General features: G+C 43.9%; 16 protein-coding genes and 3 pseudogenes. 6 read left to right on the top strand and 13 right to left on the bottom strand.

Annotated elements, in window-relative coordinates:
- Positions 1-262: 262 nt before the first annotated feature.
- Positions 263-1,012, top strand: coding sequence for a hypothetical protein (locus tag LDK34_RS01535; RefSeq protein ID WP_236941297.1), 750 nt, complete (start codon positions 263-265; stop codon positions 1,010-1,012).
- Between the two features lie 77 nt (positions 1,013-1,089).
- Here the strand turns inward: LDK34_RS01535 and LDK34_RS01530 are convergent.
- Positions 1,090-1,293: pseudogene (locus tag LDK34_RS01530) on the bottom strand (ABC transporter permease); the annotation flags it as partial.
- Between the two features lie 142 nt (positions 1,294-1,435).
- Complete coding sequence (locus LDK34_RS01525) at positions 1,436-1,798, bottom strand: winged helix-turn-helix transcriptional regulator (RefSeq protein ID WP_236941296.1); 363 nt, start codon at positions 1,796-1,798, stop codon at positions 1,436-1,438.
- A gap of 109 nt (positions 1,799-1,907) precedes the next feature.
- Here LDK34_RS01525 and LDK34_RS01520 point away from each other — a divergent pair, with 109 nt between their 5' ends.
- Positions 1,908-2,543 carry an NAD(P)-dependent oxidoreductase gene (locus tag LDK34_RS01520; protein ID WP_236941295.1) on the top strand — a complete coding sequence of 212 codons (636 nt, stop codon included), beginning with the start codon at positions 1,908-1,910 and terminating at the stop codon, positions 2,541-2,543.
- A gap of 1,029 nt (positions 2,544-3,572) precedes the next feature.
- A pseudogene (locus LDK34_RS01515) lies at positions 3,573-3,752 on the top strand (MarR family transcriptional regulator); the annotation flags it as partial.
- Between the two features lie 106 nt (positions 3,753-3,858).
- On the opposite strand, the gene LDK34_RS12590 reads toward LDK34_RS01515, so the two are convergent.
- A complete protein-coding gene (locus LDK34_RS12590; RefSeq protein WP_017261273.1) occupies positions 3,859-3,993 on the bottom strand; it encodes a hypothetical protein in 135 nt (44 codons plus the stop codon).
- 314 nt (positions 3,994-4,307) lie between these two features.
- On the opposite strand from LDK34_RS12590, the gene LDK34_RS01510 reads away from it, so the two are divergent.
- Positions 4,308-4,682: a RepB family plasmid replication initiator protein gene (locus LDK34_RS01510; RefSeq protein WP_236941294.1), complete on the top strand. Its 375-nt coding sequence runs from the start codon at positions 4,308-4,310 to the stop codon at positions 4,680-4,682.
- Positions 4,683-4,825: 143 nt separating this feature from the next.
- The gene (locus LDK34_RS01505; RefSeq protein ID WP_236941293.1) at positions 4,826-5,425 is read left to right on the top strand and encodes a TMEM175 family protein; all 600 of its coding nucleotides are present in this window, start codon (positions 4,826-4,828) and stop codon (positions 5,423-5,425) included.
- Here the strand turns inward: LDK34_RS01505 and LDK34_RS01500 are convergent.
- From LDK34_RS01500 to LDK34_RS01465, 8 genes and pseudogenes are all read right to left on the bottom strand, one after another.
- Entirely contained in the window at positions 5,420-6,715 is a 1,296-nt protein-coding gene (locus tag LDK34_RS01500; protein ID WP_236941292.1) for an ammonium transporter, read from the bottom strand. The genes LDK34_RS01505 and LDK34_RS01500 overlap by 6 nt on opposite strands.
- A gap of 561 nt (positions 6,716-7,276) precedes the next feature.
- Positions 7,277-8,505: pseudogene (locus tag LDK34_RS01495) on the bottom strand (multidrug efflux MFS transporter).
- Between the two features lie 75 nt (positions 8,506-8,580).
- The gene (locus tag LDK34_RS01490) at positions 8,581-10,890 is read right to left on the bottom strand and encodes an Ig-like domain-containing protein (protein WP_236941291.1); all 2,310 of its coding nucleotides are present in this window, start codon (positions 10,888-10,890) and stop codon (positions 8,581-8,583) included.
- Between the two features lie 27 nt (positions 10,891-10,917).
- Positions 10,918-11,943 carry a WxLIP family cell surface protein gene (locus LDK34_RS01485; protein ID WP_236941290.1) on the bottom strand — a complete coding sequence of 342 codons (1,026 nt, stop codon included), beginning with the start codon at positions 11,941-11,943 and terminating at the stop codon, positions 10,918-10,920.
- 134 nt (positions 11,944-12,077) lie between these two features.
- The gene (locus LDK34_RS01480; protein ID WP_236941441.1) at positions 12,078-12,581 is read right to left on the bottom strand and encodes a WxL domain-containing protein; all 504 of its coding nucleotides are present in this window, start codon (positions 12,579-12,581) and stop codon (positions 12,078-12,080) included.
- The gene (locus LDK34_RS01475; protein ID WP_236941289.1) at positions 12,530-12,760 is read right to left on the bottom strand and encodes a hypothetical protein; all 231 of its coding nucleotides are present in this window, start codon (positions 12,758-12,760) and stop codon (positions 12,530-12,532) included. Before LDK34_RS01475 ends, LDK34_RS01480 begins: the two co-directional genes overlap by 52 nt.
- A 221-nt stretch (positions 12,761-12,981) precedes the next feature.
- Positions 12,982-14,655, bottom strand: a complete 1,674-nt coding sequence (locus LDK34_RS01470; RefSeq protein ID WP_236941288.1) for a glycoside hydrolase family 13 protein — start codon at positions 14,653-14,655, stop codon at positions 12,982-12,984.
- A 53-nt stretch (positions 14,656-14,708) separates the two neighbouring features.
- Positions 14,709-16,091, bottom strand: coding sequence for an SLC45 family MFS transporter (locus LDK34_RS01465; RefSeq protein ID WP_236941287.1), 1,383 nt, complete (start codon positions 16,089-16,091; stop codon positions 14,709-14,711).
- Positions 16,092-16,286: 195 nt separating this feature from the next.
- On the opposite strand from LDK34_RS01465, the gene LDK34_RS01460 reads away from it, so the two are divergent.
- Positions 16,287-17,282: a LacI family DNA-binding transcriptional regulator gene (locus LDK34_RS01460; protein ID WP_236941286.1), complete on the top strand. Its 996-nt coding sequence runs from the start codon at positions 16,287-16,289 to the stop codon at positions 17,280-17,282.
- 141 nt (positions 17,283-17,423) lie between these two features.
- On the opposite strand, the gene LDK34_RS01455 is transcribed toward LDK34_RS01460, so the two are convergent.
- Together LDK34_RS01455 and LDK34_RS01450 are read right to left on the bottom strand one after the other, a co-directional pair.
- Complete coding sequence (locus tag LDK34_RS01455; RefSeq protein WP_236941285.1) at positions 17,424-18,266, bottom strand: aldo/keto reductase; 843 nt, start codon at positions 18,264-18,266, stop codon at positions 17,424-17,426.
- 113 nt (positions 18,267-18,379) lie between these two features.
- Positions 18,380-18,766: a winged helix-turn-helix transcriptional regulator gene (locus tag LDK34_RS01450; protein WP_236941284.1), complete on the bottom strand. Its 387-nt coding sequence runs from the start codon at positions 18,764-18,766 to the stop codon at positions 18,380-18,382.
- Positions 18,767-18,863: the final 97 nt, after the last annotated feature.

The following is an 18,863-nucleotide window of genomic DNA, read 5'->3' as shown; positions in this document are numbered from 1 at the left end:
GCTGGCACAATAGGTTACACTAGCAGAATTTTCTGTGCTTCGTAAGTAAAACTTTCAAAATTCGTTAGTTAACCGCTTACATCATCAAAATCGCGCCATCGCAACCGAATCGTTACCAACTTTGCAGTTCCTTAGACAGGATTTAAGCTGACTTTATGATGTCGTCCTTAAACTCATTATTAATCCAAACGGAAATGTTCTTATCACTTCAGCGAGAGTGATAACCCATTTTCAATTCACTTACATGAGGAGGAAATTCATCATGACAACTTTAGAAAGTAAATTTATGACCCGCATTGTTAACGTCGCTGGGACACCCTTCACCATTAAAATGGGCGTTGTCACACCGGACGATCAGGCCCACACTTTGTTCGATCAAACGCTGAGTAATATCCGGCATTTTCTTCGTCACGTCAATAAAATCACCACGCCTGCCCTCAATGCGGGCAATCCAATCGAGACACGTCAGGCACTTACCAAACAAGAACTTGTTCCCCTTCAACACCAGTTTATGTTTGTCGACAATGCAACACCAGCCACGCTAATGACAGATGGCATCACTTACACAATGATTCAACAGTGGGCAATGCAACAAGCCTATCGGAAATATTTGGCACCACTACTGAGTCATAAACATGTTTTCGCCGTCGCCATTGAGTCCAGTGGTAACGTCCAAGTCGGTACAGCCGCCGATACGGCCTTTACGTGGACGCTTGGTGTAACTTCACGTCGTCACCAGCAAACGATGTTGGCCGTTTACAGTTTACGAAATGGTGCTCTAGCAACTCAACGTTTTGATCGTGCTAACCAAAAAATTACACAGGCAACCATTGTGTCCCGTGACCTCGCCGAGGCTGGCGCCTGGGCAGCAATTGCGGCGGCCACTTCCGAATCTGAATTTCTGCGGATCGCGGTTATCCAACGTTTGTCAGGCCTACTCATCAGTTCGGAGCAAGAGAGCCAGTCACTGGAGCGCGGTATTGTACTGCAGCACCAATTGGTAGCAGTATGAATTGAACCAAATAGCGAAAAATCGTAGTCCAGACTCAATAGCCGGACTACGATTTTTCTGTGTAACATTGCCATTTGTTAACCGCGTCGTTGATAAACAAGCACAGTTAACGACATAAAAATCAAAATAATGAGACCGCCACTGACTAACACCATCGTCGCACCGGTACCCCAAGCGCCCGTTCTTAAGATGGTTCTGATTGCAGTAATCGTCAAGCTTACAGGATTAATCCGAACCAAAGTTTGAAGGAAAATAGGGAGCGTTCCCGTCAAAAAAGCTGATAAAACTGACCGAAAAAATTTCCGTGCTGGTTTTTCCTGCCAGTGGAAGATATGGAATAAATGAAAACCCTGGGAATAACAGCGCATACACTGACATTTTTCAGCGTCTTTTTTACACTATTTATATATTCCTTTATTACATTTAATGCTTGTTCAGTTTACTTTTGACAAAATCATCTTGATTTTTGTCGTAAATCAATGCCCACTTTTCAAGTTCCTCAAGAACAGGCAAAAAATCGAGTCCAAGATTAGTTAGTGAATACTCCACTTTTGGTGGGACTTCCCTATAAACTTCACGATGTATTAACCCGTACTTTTCTAGCATACGAAGTTCTTTAGTAAGATTTGCTTGTGTAACTTTTGGCATTTTACGACTTAATTCACCAAAACGAAGTGTTCCACGACTTAAAAAATAGATAATAACCATTGTCCATTTTCCATGTACTATTTTCTGAACGCTCGCAACAGGGCAGTTTTCAATACGAATATCCTCATAATTCTTCATAGCATTATCTCCATTACTACTTTTTTAAATAGTATCTATTAAATAATAACGTACTTAAACAAATATGCTGCATCTTTTAGTATAGGGATATGTAAAGGAGGTTGTTCAGATGAAAGTAATTATATTTGGTGCAACTGGAGGAATCGGCAAATACGCCTTAAAGCATTCGCTTCAAAAAGGGTATACGGTAACGGCGTATGTGCGAAATCCAGACAAAGTTCAAATAAAAGATAGCAATCTAACTATTGTACAAGGAGAAATAACTGATAATAAATCTATGAAAACTGCCATGCAAGGGCAAGACGCTGTCATTTGGTGTATCGGCATTCCACTTAAACGCAAATATGAAACAATGGCATCCCTTGAGAGTCATAAAATTCTTTTGACTGCAATGAGGGAATATGGAGTAAAAAGACTTATTGATTGGGGAACTCCAAGTGTGCCTTTTAAAAAAGATAAAAAATCATTCATTACGGTTGTTCCCGGAATTCTTGCAGGAATTGGACTTACAACAGCAAAAAAAGAAATGATAGAAATCGGAAAGTTAGTACAAGAGTCAAATCTCAACTGGACAATTGTACGTTTTATGGCGCCCAAAAATGCTTCCTATACAAACAATGTTAAGGTTGGGTTCGGTGATACGAAAATGAATTTTGCAATCTCCCGTGAAGATATAGGTGCTTTCATGGTAGAACAGCTTGAAAGCAAAAAATATATCAACTCTATGCCAATTATTGGGAGTTGAGGCCAGTTATATAGGACAATTTTAGAAGCAGTACAAAAAGGACAAGGTGTTTGATAATATTTAATCTAAATAAAGAGCTTTTTGTAACGTAAAAAACTATTTCGCTCTGAATTGGAAAAAGAATTCTGTTTTAAAGGAACGAATTTGGTTATTATGTCGAAAATTTGTTCTTTCTACACAGACTCAGAGAATAAATGTCTGTCGGGTGAGAAATCCTTCATTTAGATAGCAGAATTGCGGGCAAATCACCAAGAATGAAAATCATTTGTATTATTTCGCTTAAGTATGGAAACACACAGGAAATCACAAAAATAAAAATCAATAAATAAAGTGAGAAAGTATGGCGGTGACACACCTGTTTGCTTTCAAAATGGCGTTAAAAACTCATCGGTCTCCCCCACAGCAATTGATAAACAAAATTTTCCGATTACTAGAAGTGAGAAATCGCTAACAATCAAGAATTTTGGCATAAGTAATAACAGAAATCTTGGAATTATAAAGTATCACAAATCATTTACTGTGAGCAATTGTCAGTATGAGAAAAGCACTGTCTGATGTTTCAATTTTCGAAGTATAAAGACGGGAATCTTTTTATCAAAAAATTACTTTTACTGACTCTTGATAAACGAAAACAAAAAAAGATTGACGAAGTCATAGCTGCACTATTCTTTCTGGGAATGAAAATAACGTTGAGCCAACGCCAGGTACTGCAAAATGATTAAAAATAAACCTTACCCGCTTTGAATACACCTCCTTGGTATTCTTTGCTTCCAATACGAGCGTTGCATTCACGCAGACACAGATTTTTGAAGCCATCTGAAACTTGGAAAGCGACAGTTGCTATTCAAGCATTGTCAAAATAATATGCTTTCTGCGGAAGCAAGTGAATCGGACAAGCAAAAACCACCCTGTATAAAACCATGTTAGGTGTCGACTATAAATTCAGCGATTGAACGCCGGAGAATGATGCTTGATGCATCTTTTCATTTCCCGTCACATGCCCGTAATCCTCCGTTATGATTCCCCCCTTCACAGGAAGTCCATCCTTTTGTAAAAGCACTATCCGATACCGAGCTGGATCAGTTATCTTCATTGATGACTAAAATCACAACGGCTATGTATGAGGATATTGATGAGGCTAATCCTACCCTGGGCGTTATGTTTCATAAGCTTTTTGCAAGTCGTTACCTGAAACAATTTAGGAAATAAACTACCTTGAAAAAACGGCACTATCTGAATAAAAAAGATCACGGTTTATGAAATCCGTGATCTTCTAAAATAATTATTTAATTATGGCAAGGTATTTCGTGGTCGGCTAGTGTTCCTGGCCTACCCAAACGTTGAAGCTGTGTGGGCTGTTCGCGTCCGTTTCCTCTGGTTTCGTGAATAATTGATCCACGACCCAGTCCATTTTCGGACTATCAATATCAATAACACAATTCTTACTCAAATGTGCCACACTCCTTTTCAAACGCAGCCTTGATAAAACCCATCAATACTAACGCTTTGATGCTTAGGTTCCTAACAACAGTATTAAGTATAACAGGTTCGAGTAACTATAAGGCAAGTATTAACCTGTTAATTTTATTCTGGCGTCCAAACGTTCTCTACAAACAGCGCCCTAGCAGACGCAATGGGACATATTAACATTTTCATTAGTTTTTAAGCTATGTAACAAAACCAGGAACAGATTAATTGCAGAAATCCGTCTTTCACGTTATCGTACTGCTATAAAAATATTTATTGTGGAAGGGGATCACTGTCATGACTAATAGCACATTTTCCATTGATTCCGTAAACTTTGATGGTCTGTCAAAGAATGAACTCAGTTTGTTCTTTGCGGTATTAACCCGTATGCACCATCTGCGAACCACCAGCGTCGTGTTTAACTTCGACGAATTAACTTGGTTAACAAATGACATGGATGATGACGTCACTATCGATGACATTATTCCAGAAGTACTGACAGACTTAAGTCGCACCAATATCACTTATGACTTGGGTGATGGTAAAGCACGTCACGATTTCTTCACCCGTGCAACCACTGTTGACGATCAACGTATTGTTTCGATCCAGCTCAATCCCGACTTTGAATTCTTGGTTCAAGTAGACGCCAGCAAATGGAAACAACAATCCTAATGAAAAATTGAAATAACCTTCAAAGACACGTCTGTTGACGTGTTTTTTGTTTGTCATACTACCCATATGTCCCATTAACAGACACCTTGTCGTGTTTTAGCTTACACTGAAAACATAATTGATTACTTTCGGAGGCTTTTCACATGAGTAAAGAACGTTTAACCGCATTCACTGACGCGGTCTTGGCAATTGCTATGACCATTCTCGTTTTAGAACTTAAACAACCGGCTCGCGCTACGTGGTCAGCCATTTGGGACTTAAAGCAAAGCTACCTAGCCTACTTTATTTCTTTCGTCGGCTTAATGATTATGTGGAATAACCAGCACCACATCTTTCAACTAGTCCATAAAATTGACGGTAGGGTTCTGTGGGCAAACGGACTCATGTTGTTCAGCGCATCTTTCTTCCCGTACGCGACCAAATTTGTTGACGAACATTTCTTTTCTTCAACAGCGGAACTATTCTATGGATTCGTCTTCCTATTATTATCAATTGGTTATTTTTCAGTCGATTTGGCATTGATTAAAGCCGATCCGGAAAACAAAAAATTACGTTATGCCATCAACCGGCCCATTAAGATAGTGGCTGATTTTGGCACCAAACTTGTCGGCTTGTTTATTGGCATCTGGTTTCCACCAGCCGTCATTCTCAGCACCTTTATTGCCATGATGATTTGGTTCGTACCAGAGCGTCGTGTTGAAGAAGAATTTGATCAATTTAATCAACAACATCATGAGTCATGATTGATGCCGATTGAAATGTGCGAGTTGACCCGCAAATTCTTTGTGGTGCTGACCAATTTCCGTACTGTACTCATCAGTGTTTTCCGCATGCTCGCCATGTTCACTTTCGTCCAGGCCAACTCGCTCATCTGTAGCTGAGACCCTCATGGCGACGAACCGCCGCAACACTAAAACAATCGCAGCGCTCGCAATGGCCACTAAAATAATCGTGATGCCGGTGGCCAATGTTTGAATACCTAACAAGTGCCATCCGCCGCCATAAAGTAGGCCATTTTCGGCAATTGTGCGATTAACGGTGCAGGTGGCAAACACGCCGGTCAGAATCGAACCGGTAATCCCAGCAACACCATGACAACCAAACGCATCTAGAGCGTCGTCGATACCAATTCTGGCCTTCAGCACATGAACGAAGCCATAGCTGGCCAACGTTGCCAATAAACCAATCCAAAACGCCCCACCGACAGTGACATAACCGGCTGCGGGCGTGATGCCAACTAGCCCGCACAGTGTGCCCGTACAAATACCTGCCAGAGAAACCTGTTTTCGAATCGTCATTTCTAGTATTAGCCATACCACCATTGAAGTTGCCGTTGCGACTGTTGTGGTCAGCATTGCCGTCACTGCCAGTTGGTTAATTGCTAGTGCACTACCCGCATTAAAGCCGTACCAGCCAATCCACAAAATGGCCGTACCACACAAAACCCACGGTAAATTATAAGGTTGATCCTGATGTGGATGTAGCCGCCGACCAAGAAACGCAGATAAAACGTATGCAGTGACACCAGCATTAATATGAACCACTGTTCCACCAGCAAAGTCCAGCACGCCCATCCGGGCTAACCATCCGTTTGCGCTCCACACCATGTGAACCATCGGATAGTAAATAAGCAAGCTCCAAAACACAATGAACACGAGTAAGAAGTTAAAACGAATTCGGCCAACAACGGCGCCCACGAATAATGCAGGTGTAATAATGGCGAACATCATTTCAAACAAAAAATATAAGGATTCAGGAATTTTCGTCGCGGTTAGCTTCGTTAATGACACACCGCCAAGAAAGAAATGATCGACTTTACCAATCACGCCACCGATATCACCATTAAAGGCGAGTTCGTATCCTACAGCGATGAACAGTAAAATGGCGATTCCACAAATAACAAATACGGACAGCATCGTGCTGACTACATTCCGTTTGGACACTAACCCACCATAAAAAAACGCTAACCCTGGCGTCATGAACAATACTAGAATCGTCGACAGCACCATAAAAGCAGAATTTGCAGCATTCATTCACATCACATCTTTCTCTCTTATTACGAAGCAGTATAGGTGTGGAATGACTGTCTGTAAAGCCAATTGTATTCATTGGTATAGGTGTATGTTAGTTTTTATAACATGTATATAATGCTCGAATTGAAACATTGGGCTATTTCACTGACTGACGACTAAAATGCCTTTAGAAAAACTTATCTTTTAACAACCACGTCCGTTGCGCTGACAGGAGACGCCGTTCTCTGGGACCGGGTTCAACCTGCAAAGGTCGCAGTTTTCACCCTTGCATATGAGCCGAAAGCCCACGTCTCATATGTCATCCCACAACACTAAGCGGCCAAATCCCCGCCGCCAAGTGTTGTCGACACGGAACTCTGTCTCCAATTAGCTCCACTCCTTTAGTCAAAGATTAAATTTTACATACCTGTTGCTGCTATTTAGCGATAGCTGTCTGCATAACGTTTAATGCTCACTGTTGCCAACCGTAGGTGATATCTAACGCACATTTCGAAAAAGTTCGGTTGAAAATAACAATCGGTCCATCCTCCGTTTTAGGGAATGGACCGATTGTTTTGTTAACTATGCCTGCTCGCTAGTTGTGGTTGAACCGTGATCCGTGCGATAAGCCCACATGACAACAACCAAATTAATGATAACTAACAGTGTCGTCATCAGGAAAACGTACCGGTAATCAAGCACCCCAGCCACCCCTGAGGCCAACATTGGACCAACAACGGAGCCGATTGCCTGCGACGACTGATTGTAACTGAAAATACGACTCACTGCGTCATCAGGTGTGTTCAATGTCATCACTGTTTGGGTCACCGGCAATAGCGCCGCATCCGAAATGCCGACCAAGAATCGTAAAATACCCAGCATGACAACGGTGGTGACAAAAAACATCGGGAAGAAAACGAGACCACAGAAAACCAGTCCGGCAATCAGGACACGTTGCGGTCCAATATGATCGCCCAGCGCGCCTAATCGTGGCGCCGCAATCAACGTTGCAATTCCTGGCAGAGCGGCGATCACTCCACTGGTTAAGGCAACATTCCCACGACCATGCATCAACTCTTTAACAAACAGACTAATGATTGGGTTGATCGATGTCGTCGCCGCCTGAATCAACATGGATGAAATAATCATTGCCCACACAATGCGCACATGTTTGATACCCGCAAACGCACTCTTGTGCTCTTTAGCGGCTGCTCCGGTAGCGGGTTTAAAGTCTTCCTTAACAAAGAAGTAAGTGACTAGCGATGCAATCAACATCAGCCCACCAAACATATAAAACGGAATTCTGTAACCAAAGATTCCAGCAATGTAACCACCGATAACAGGACCAACTAACTGACCGCCGACCGCGCCAGTCGTTAACGTGCCCATCGTTTGGCCACTTTTTTCCATCGGCACCTCACTGGCAATTATAGTGCATAAGCATTGTTGATGTAACCAGAAAATGCACCTTGAATCAAACGAAGGCTGATTAAGACCCAGACATTTGGTGAGAATCCTGTCAACGTGGCCGTAATGGTCATCCCAATCGCTGCCCGCAATAGCATCGGTTTACGCCCTGTTCTATCAGCCAACCGCCCCCACAAGGGTGAAACAATCGCTTGGCTCAAGAACGTGACTGAAAAGGCAAGGCCTGCGTATAACGTTAATTCCCATTTAGGATAATGACCCATTTCACTGATAAATAACGGTAAAAATGGCAGACTCATGCTGGCACCAGCACCAGTAACAAAATTACCGATCCACAGTGCGTACATGTTTTTCTGCCATTGCTTAAGTGGCTGACGCTTCATTTCGTGACTCCCTTAAAATTCTAATAGAATCACTATACCACTTTAATTTTTTAGATATTAAGCGCTGAGGTCTGATTATTTGGTCGGACCCGTCGTCAAATTGAGATTCAGTGTGCCTTGATAACTTTCCGCGAACACAGCATCGCTTTTGACGCTCAGACCCATCCCACGATTAACCGTTTGTTGGGTTGCCGTATCCGTCATCCCCGTTCGTTTGAACTGACTAGTAGGGTATACCGTCGCATTAGCCGAATTATTGGTGAAGATTGGTAACGAGCTAGTCGACAACGGTGTTTTGACTCCGTTTGCATCGGTAAAAATTAGTGGTTGAGCCAACTTATGAGTAGGGTTGGTCGTGCTCACCAACTCGTTATTGGCGAGTGTCGCAGACAGCGTCCAATTAGCTCCTGCACCGCCATTCAGCGAGTTCACAATACTGACAGCAAAGTCATGTGCCCGCGGCGGCGTCAATGTTGTTCCTGTTTTGATTGTTGCAGGAGAAAAGTTTAAAGGTGACACCGATTGAATACTGAGTTGTTCCATCTGCGGCACCTTAAGTGTTTCTGGTACGCTGGCACCACCAGATCCGTTTGTTGCACTGATTGTTAACGTTTCACCGCCAACGGCAGCCCGATTCAACGTTACTTGATACGTACCGCCGTTTGTCACAGTGCCAGTTCCCAAGGTGGTCCCGCTATTATCTTTCACTGTTACATGACTGCCTGGCTGGGCTAACTTACCGGTCAGCGTTGTAGCGCCATCGCCTGCAATAACAGAATGGGGCGTTGGCACAGCAATCACGATTGACACAGTGTCCGTTACTGCATCATTCATTCCTGGAATCGCCAGCATCATTTTGTGCGTTTGCTTAGGATCAAGACCGTTAAGCGTCGTCACCTTCGTAGCAGGATTCACACCCGTTGTTGAACCCGCACTTGCTGTAGCACCCCGTGTGATTGGATTATCTGCGCCTAAGTTGTTGCCATCAATCACGAGTTCTGTGGCATTGCTAGCACTTGGGAAACCCGCTCCTGAAGCTGTTAATTGCCAGCCATCATTTGTATCGGATGACGACGCCTGTTGATTCCAAACAAACTTTGGTGCATTGGTCACCTGAACCGTCTGATTTTGTTTGACAACCGTTGTCGCCGTCTCATTCATCCCTTGACTAGTCACAGTTACAGTAAGCGTTTCGCCAACGGAAACGGCCCGATTAAGACCGACCGTATACGTGCCGCCATCAGCAACAGCGCCCGTTCCCAACACATTATTGTTGGTGTCCGTGACCTTAACCGTCGACCCAGCCGGTAAAGCCGTCCCAGATAAACGCCGCTGACCCGACCAAACGTCGTTAATTCCAGGCTTGTCCGGATTAACGTACAGATTAATCGTATTGGTGCTTGTCCATGGATTCACAGGCCGACCATTATGATAAGCAACAACCTGTAGTGTATGCGTGCTTCCACCTGAAAGACCATTAAGGGCGGTTTTAATCGCCGTCCAGTTACGGGCGGCTATTTTAGCAGTGTTCACAATCAGCGTCTTTCCTGAAATCACCGTATCAGCAGTGGTAAACGCATCCCCGGCGACTTGCTGACCATCGATCATAAATGACACGGTATTGACTTGATCAGACGTTGTGTAATTAAACGCAGTGTTAGCACTTAACTGTAGTGACTGCCCAAAAACAGCTGGCATTGTGCCCGTTCGTTTGTCATAGGTCACACTGCCTGGCAAACCACCTGCATTAACTTGAGTAATTGACATGCCCGGATCAACCACCGTTTGATTTTCCGTGTAGAGTGGAATCAAACCAAGCGCTCGGTTGATAACAGTTATTTTGTCACCGGTTTTCATTGGCGTTCCAATATCAGTCGTCCAATCACCCGTTAAAATGGATACCGTGGCTTTGACAACATCGTTTAAACTAACCGTTAAGCCACCAAGCGCACCGAGCAAATCATTGTTTCCCCGAACCGTCTGACCGTTTTGAACCAATGTTGCCGTGTCCAAACGTGTAACTAACTGTGTGCTAATGCCGTCATCCTTTAAACGCACCTCAGCTTCGGCCTGTTGATTTTCAGTGGTATCCTGATCCGCTGCTGTTTCCTGTTCAGATGCATCTACTATCTTTGATTGTGCGTCATCACTATCAACTATTTCGCTAGTGTCCATTGGCAGTGAATGGTCAGCAGGTTTCGATTCACCTGAATCATTCGAGCTTGATTGTGTTTGGCTTGACGATTCTGTGTTTGCCAAACTAATAGTGGGTTGATTTAACTCCTCAGCATGCACAACTACGCCACTGCCAATCGCCATCACCGGTCCCAACGTTAGCACGCCGATCATTAAAATTCGGTTCAGTGTTCGCTGCCAGTTACGCATCTTGCACCTCCTCGGTTGTTCAAAGGGCTAACGCCGACGTCTGAACCACCATGTCGCGCCACCAATAACAGCACCTAAAACAATTACTACGCCGGCGCCTTCTAGCATATACAAGCCAGGATGGCGCGTTTTGGCCTTATCAAGAGACTTATCGTTAATTTTGTTTGCATCGCTGGCACGAATCGTAAAGTTACGTTTGAAATGCCATGTGTCATTAGCATTCTTGGCCGTTATTTTTAACGTGTATTTACCCGGCTTCAATTCTTCGCCACCAAACAAAATTGGAAAATCAAAATTAGAGTTTGGTGCCATGATCATCTGTTGGATTTTTGCCTGTTTTACGACCTTGTTTGAACCCTGCTGATAAACCTTCCCTTGAACGGTCAGGTCAGGAATAATGACTGCAGCTGTGTTTTGCAGATTCGCAAAAATGCCTTTTTTGTAGTTACGCAGGCCAGGTTTCACATCATTTAGTTTCATTGCTGCAGAAACTTCATGATTCACCGTTAATTTCATTGCAACCGCGTATGAGTATTTGTTATTAACAGTCACACCAGTTTTTTTATCTTTTTTCTCTGCATCAACACGTTCAAAGTACCAAGCCCCAAGGATGACCCCTGTTTTTGCGTTGTCAGGCACGCGAATCGTCGCTGACACCTTCTTGGTGCTGTTTGCCGGAACAGTAATTACCTTTGCCTCATGGAGTTGAGTAATCTTTTTCAGTGGCACTTTCAACGTGGAATCCTGCTTCTTCGCCTCAGTTACATACTCAATCTGCCCATTTTCGTTAGTGTGTGCAGTATGAATTTCATTCTTGATTTTCATCGCCTTGTCAGACGTGTTTTGCACGATTGTCGAAACAGTTTGCGTTTGGCCTAGATCCATCTTCAAATCAAAATAACTTTGTTTTTTATCAATCTGATTTTCCGGAATTTGTGCTTGAACATTAAAATTAACGGTCGAATCATCCTTGGCGGCCTTCACTAAACCCGTTGTAATAAACATTGCGGCTAGGCCGGAAAGGATAATCAGTAATCCTCGTAGTCGTTTCATTGCGGTTCCTCCGTCGTCGTTTTTAGTTATCTATTGAAATTTGGCCTTTCCGAGCTTCGGCATTACTCTTAAAAAAATCGTCGCTCAACTTCGCAGCTGACCGGCGACTTCAATTATGAGGTCAGAAATGCTTGTTAACTTGCTGGTGAATCTTGTAGCGTCCACGTTAAGTTTGTGGTGTAGTCCTTAGCCTCGGCTGTTCCGCCGATAATGGTTAGCTCCGTTTGTGCTGGTGTCCAGCGGTCAACAGTCAATCCACCACCCTTTGTCGCTGGAGCGGATAAGAGTGTTCCACCAGCCCCTAACGCATTGCTAACCTCGCTCGCAACTGCGCCATTGTCGATACCTGACTCAGTTACAACATCACCGGCTGGTAATTTCAAAGTTGCACCTTCCAGTGTGTCAGTGCCAGACATCAGTGGTGTACCAGAAACCTTTAATGCCCAACCAGCGTTAGTCCCACGCTCATCAGAAACTTGTGCCGACTGGTATGTGCCAATCACATCAGAACCAGTGGTACCCACACGTTTCGTCGTTGCCGACTGAATTGGCTGGGTACCAAACGAAATTAGCTTTGATACATAGTTCAGTCGCAGTGGACCCGTGGCACCAGTCCCTGGGTTAGATGGGTTTTCAATCGGGCCACCACCTGGGTTGCCAGGATCAACTGGCTTAGTTGGCCTTCACCGGCGATAAAACCTGCCGTCACTTGTGTTGTTGCAGAACCAACATCACCGGCTGCCCTGACACTCATCGCAGGCCCAATCAGTAGTCCAAATGCTGCAATGACACCGAAAAGTTGTGTTTTTTTAAACATGTTTGGTCCTCCTTTATAGACTTCGGTCAATATATATCAACCTGAAGTTTGACTTTGCATGCTTGTAAATTGACCACCATAATTGTTAGTTCCAGAATAGCAACTCGCTGGTCATTAAGACAAATTTTCTGATTGTAATTAGAAAATTCTAAACTTAAAAATGTTCCACGTGAAAACAAAAAAGTGCGCGCCATCTGGCAACGCACTTTCAACTGATCTAATTATTTTTCGTCAAACTCATAAACCTTACTCTCATATGGGCGCAACGTGACACCCTGATCATCGGCGTAGTTACCAATAAGTTCTTCGGTCGCCTCGCCCTGATGATAATCGCGTGTAACGGTGTCGTTAGTGAAGTTACACATAACTAGCAAAGTATGCCCATTGTAATGACGTTTGTAAGCATAAACCTGATCGTCATCGGCGTCTAACGCCTCAAAATCACCAAACTTAATCAGGTCACTACCATGACGAAGGTCGATTAGCTTCTGATAGTACTTAAGGACTGAATCTTGGTCATTTTCTTCAACCGCTACATTGATTTCAGGATAATTGGTATTCATCTCAGACCACGGCGTGTGTTCAGAAAAGCCAGCGTTTGCCGCAGTACTCCACTGCATTGGTGTCCGCGCATTATCACGGGAAATGTTAGCTAAGTCCTTCATCATTTGACTCGAGGACACGAGGTGCTTTTCTTCAACCATTTCCTTGTAACCGTTCAATGATTCCAGATCTCGATACTGTGATAATGACGTAAAGTGAGCGTTGGTCATCCCCAGCTCTTCACCCTCATAAACGTATGGGGTTCCCTGCAGCATGTGTAATGCCGTGCCCAGCATCTTAGCAGCCCGTACACGAACAGCCGGATCGTCATTAGCAAACCGGGAAACGGCGCGCGGCTGATCATGGTTGTTCCAGTACAAACTGTTCCAACCTTTGCCATCTAGCTCCTGTTCCCAACGGTTGAGGGAATCTTTCAACTCTGTCAGTTTGACCGGCTGATCATTCCATTTACCCAACCGAACATCAGGGTTAGCACTCAAACCAACGTGTTCAAACTGAAAGACCATGTTCAGTTCTTCGCTCTTCAAACCTGTATATTTGATTGCATCCTCTGGTGTTGAACCAGGCATTTCGCCCACTGTCATCACATCATAATGCGACAACACTTCTTCATTCATCTGGTGCAAAAATTCATTTAATCGTGGTCCATCAGCGACAAAGTCCATCGTTGTGCCAGCGGTCGCTTCACCAGGTACATCCGGCAAACCAGGTTGTTTGGAAATCAAGTTGATGACATCCATTCGGAAACCATCGACGCCTTTATCCAACCAGAACCGTTCGATATCAAAGACGGCTTGACGAACATCGGGATTTTCCCAATTCAAATCAGGCTGTGCTGGCGCAAACAAATGTAAGTAGTATTGGCCGCGTTCTGGCACGTAAGTCCAAGCTGGACCACCAAATGCCGCCTGCCAGTTATTCGGTTCATGACCGTCAACTGGATCGCGCCAAATATAGTAATCGGCATATGGATTGTCTTTAGACTGACGACTCTGCTTGAACCAAGCGTGCTGATCAGATGTGTGATTAACAACCAGGTCCATCATCAATTTCATCCCGTGCTCATGAACCTGTTTAAGCAGCGTATTGAAGTCGTTCATATCGCCATATAAGGGATTAATAGCTTTGTAATCTGCGATATCATAACCATTATCCTTGTTAGGTGATTTATAAATTGGGTTCAACCAGATCACATCGACGCCAAGCTGTTTAATGTAATCGAGCCGTGACGTAATCCCGGGTAAATCGCCGACACCGTCGTTATTGCTGTCCTGAAAACTCATTGGGTATATTTGATATACAACTGAACCTTGCCACCATTGATGTTGCATGATGAACCTCCTCATCTTTCTCTTAGCTAATTTAATTCATTTTTCCAAACTGTCTATTTTGTTTCTGAAAGTGCTGGGTGAATTGCACTGACCGCAAACGCACCAAGAATCAAGGAAATACCACCGACGACGATCATGCCAGGCATTGACTGACCGATGAGTGGGAAGATTACGAAGCTGGCTACTGATGCAATGATCTGTGGCAGACAGATCCCACAGTTGAATAACCCTAAGTAAGCGCCTTCATTTGTGCCGTCCAAAGATTCTGTAAACAGTGAGAACGCCTGTGTTTGCATGGTTAAGTAACTAATCCCAATCAAACAGAACGGGAAGATCAAGCCCATTTGTGAGTGCGTGAAGAATACCATGATGAAGCCAACACCACCCATAACTAAACCAATTCTGTACCATAACTTACGTTGTGTGGCCTTAGTGCGTGACAGCAACAACATGCCCCACAGCACAGCGGCAACAGACTGGATACATGTTAAAATCCCGTACCAGTTACCAGCTGCTTGATAACCTGCGGATGCTGGGTTGGTTGTGTGCCAAACATTATCGGCAATTGCGCCAGTACTGTATGTCCACAAATACTGGAAAGCAAACCAGGCAAAAAGTTGAACAAATGAAACTTCCCAGAAAGCCTTTGGGGCAACTTTAACCAAGTGCCACAGGCTAACATCGGGCTTCTTTTCGTTTGGATCAATATCGTGGTATAAGTCATATTCTGTTGGATTATATTCTTTAACTGACAAAATTGTGTAAAGCGAAGTTAGCAACAGAATTCCGGCACCAATGTAGAAAGCCAACTTAACTGAATTTGGCACCTGTCCCTTTGGCGCAATGTTAGTGACACCAAATAGTGTCAATACATACGGTGCAATCGTGGCAAACACACCACCGAGGTTTGAAAATGATTGCTGCCAAGACCATGCCATGTCCTTTTGGTCTTCGTTAACCATATCACCGATAATCATCTTGAATGGTTGCATGCATACGTTTGAAGATAGGTCCATGAATAAAATGGTAAAGGCACCGAATAATAGCGCTAATAGTGAACCATATCCGAAACCGAATGAACCAGCGTTTGGCAACAGAATCATAACCAAAGCGGCAATCGGGGCACCAATCATTAAGTAAGGCATCCGCCGACCAAACCGATTCCATGTTTTGTCTGAATATTTCCCGATTAACGGCTGAACAACCATCCCTGCCAATGGTGGCAAAATGAAGAAGAAGCCAAGTTTAGTTGGATCTGCTCCAATGGTCTGGAAAATCCGGCCCATTTGTGATGATTGAAGTGAAAAGGCCATGTTGATACCAAAGAATCCAAAGGTCATCGCAAAGATTGCCGATAACTTTAATTTTGGTAGCCCCTTATTAACATCAACTTCCGTCGACGCTTTTACTTTAGTGTCTGAATCCGTTGCTTGCATAATCAAGCCTCCTATAAATATGTACCTGGGTCTTGTTGACTTCGCGTTACGTATTGCCGTAAGCGCTTTCAAAAAGTACATTATCACATTACACAAACGTTTGCAACATTGTTAAAACAATAACACAAACGTTTGCGTATACTTGTATAATTACGAATGGTAAACTTGAGACAGTAAATTTTTATTGGAGTGCTTATGCGAGTAACCATTAAGGATGTCGCGCAGGCGGCGAACGTTTCTGTCTCGACCGTTTCGCGTGTGCTATCAAACAAAGAAAATTTTTTTGCTTCAAAAACGGCTGATCACGTTCGCAAAGTTGCTGCCGACTTAGGTTACCAGCGAAATGCCTACGCCGCTGACTTAGCGAGCCATCAAAGTGACGTACTGGCAGTTGTGATTTCCGCCACTAAATCAAATTTTGCCGATGAGATCATCGCCGGTATTCACGATGTGGCAACTAAACATGGCAATAGTGTCATGATCTTGTATGCTGGTGAAAATAACCCCACATTACAGGACAAAGCCATTAAGACAGTCATTGAACGAGACGTCATGGGCGTTTTAATTGTCGCCTTGGAACTTGGCGATGAATCGCTCAATAGCCTGAAAACGAGTGGTATTCCACACATTTTTCTCTCAACCGCGGCCAAAGAAAACCTCGGTCCGTTTATTGCCTCTGACGATCATGCTATCGGGTATGAAGCAACCAAATACCTCATCGAGCATGGTCACCGCAAAATTGGTTTGGTTGGTATGGACGAGCAATCATTTGTTGGTGCACAGCGCATGAACGGATATCGTGAAGCAATGGCGAAGCATAGTCTATCGATCGACGAAGACTGGTTAGTCCCTGGTTACTTTACATTTGAAGATGGTGAAGCGGCCATGCAGCATTTTGGCAAACAACCAGCAGTCACCGCAATTATCGCTAACAGTGACCTCACCGCAATCGGTGTCATCGACCAGGCCCGCGATTACGGCTTAGAAGTCCCTGCGCAACTCTCTGTCATGAGTATTGATGGAACCAAACTGACCCGTATTTTCAGACCGACTATCACTAGCGTCACGCAGGACTTTTTCCAAATCGGCCGCGCTGGTTGTGCGGCACTGTTGACTGGCGACAATGAGCCAATCCAGTCCAAGTTTTTGCCAATTAAAGTCGTTGAACGCAATAGTACTAGGCAGTTGTGAGCCTGTTTTCGATATATAGACTAAGCGTTACCAATTTCAGTCGAGCGCGAAGTCGCCTAATCAACTGACTACGAAAAACGGACTGTAAATCCAGGAAATTCCTGAGATTTACAGTCCGTTTTAATTTGCGTCTAAATGCATTTAGTTCATCGACAACGATTTCTTCAACCATTCCTCGTCGTTAGGATCTTCCGACCCACGACGATTCTTGTCGATACCAGCAATGGCATTCATTTCGTCATCGCTGAGTTTGAAATCAAACACATCAATGTTTTGAGCAATCCGTTCAGCATGAATGGATTTTGGAATGACGATGATGTTGCGTTGCAAGTGCCAACGTAAGATAACTTGCGCCACACTCTTCTTGTGTGCATCAGCAATCTGCTTCAATGTTGCATCTTCCATTACGCCACTCTTTCCCTGACCCAATGGTCCCCAAGCTTCGTGGGCAATGTTCAAACTTGTTAAGTAATCGTGCAACTCTTTTTGTTGGAAGTATGGGTGCGTTTCAATCTGATCAACAGCAGGCTTAACCTTTGCGGAAGCCAATAACTTATCAAGATGTGGCTTTTCAAAGTTCGATACACCAATTGACTTGATTTGACCGTCATTGTACAAGTCTTCCATGGCACGCCACTTTTCCGTATACCCTTCACTTGGCCAGTGAATGAGGTACAAGTCCAGGTAATCCGTTTGCAACTTCTTCAATGACTCCTTAAAGGCAGCCATTGTTTCATCATAAGTCGTGTTGCTGTCCCAAACTTTTGAAGTAATGAACAGGTCTTCACGCTTAACATCGCTTTCAGCTAAGGCTTCACCAACCCAAGCTTCATTATGATAAATAGCCGCCGTATCAAAATGACGGTAGCCATCCTTTAAAGCATCAGCAACAGAGCGCTTTAAGTCATTTGCGTCCTGCACAAGGAAAACACCCAACCCTAACTGGGGAATCTTTTGTCCATTGTTTAATGTTAATTCATCCATATTGAAATTCCTCCTCAAATTGCTTTCACAATCAATACTAGCGCGTTCGTTTAGTAAAACAAGACGGTACTTACAGGTGCCTAGGTTACCAATAAGTACCTTGCAAACGAAAATTAACCAAGCAGTTCATCTCGGCTCGGCGCAGTCTCACCGAGATGACGAATGACCACACTTTCACCATTGGCTGCCCGACGGCGAACGTCTTCTTCGCCCCACTGACAGATCTGTTCCAGTAGGCCACTTAAATTCTGACCATGTTCAGTTAACCCATAGACTACTCGTGGCGGTACTTCATTAAACACTTTTCGTGTCACGATGCCGTCATGTTCCAAATCACGTAACTGTTCCGTTAAAACCTTCTGAGTCACGTTTGGAATAGCCCGACGCAGTTCACTAGTCCGCATTGGTCCTTCATGCAAATCGCAGAGAATAACCGGTTTCCATTTACCACCGATTACATCCAATGTTGCTTCGACGCCAACGTTATAAACTTTCGTCACGACTCAATCCTCCTGTGAATACCTTTAAAACATAGCTGTATTGCTATTTGCCTAGTTTAAACTATAGCATATTAGCGATAGTAGCCCCTAACTTGAG

The organism is Furfurilactobacillus milii, from assembly GCF_021654115.1.
In the GTDB taxonomy this organism is placed as follows: domain Bacteria; phylum Bacillota; class Bacilli; order Lactobacillales; family Lactobacillaceae; genus Furfurilactobacillus; species Furfurilactobacillus milii.
Note: the sequence above shows the minus strand (reverse complement) of the source record. Positions and strands in the feature narration are given on the sequence as shown.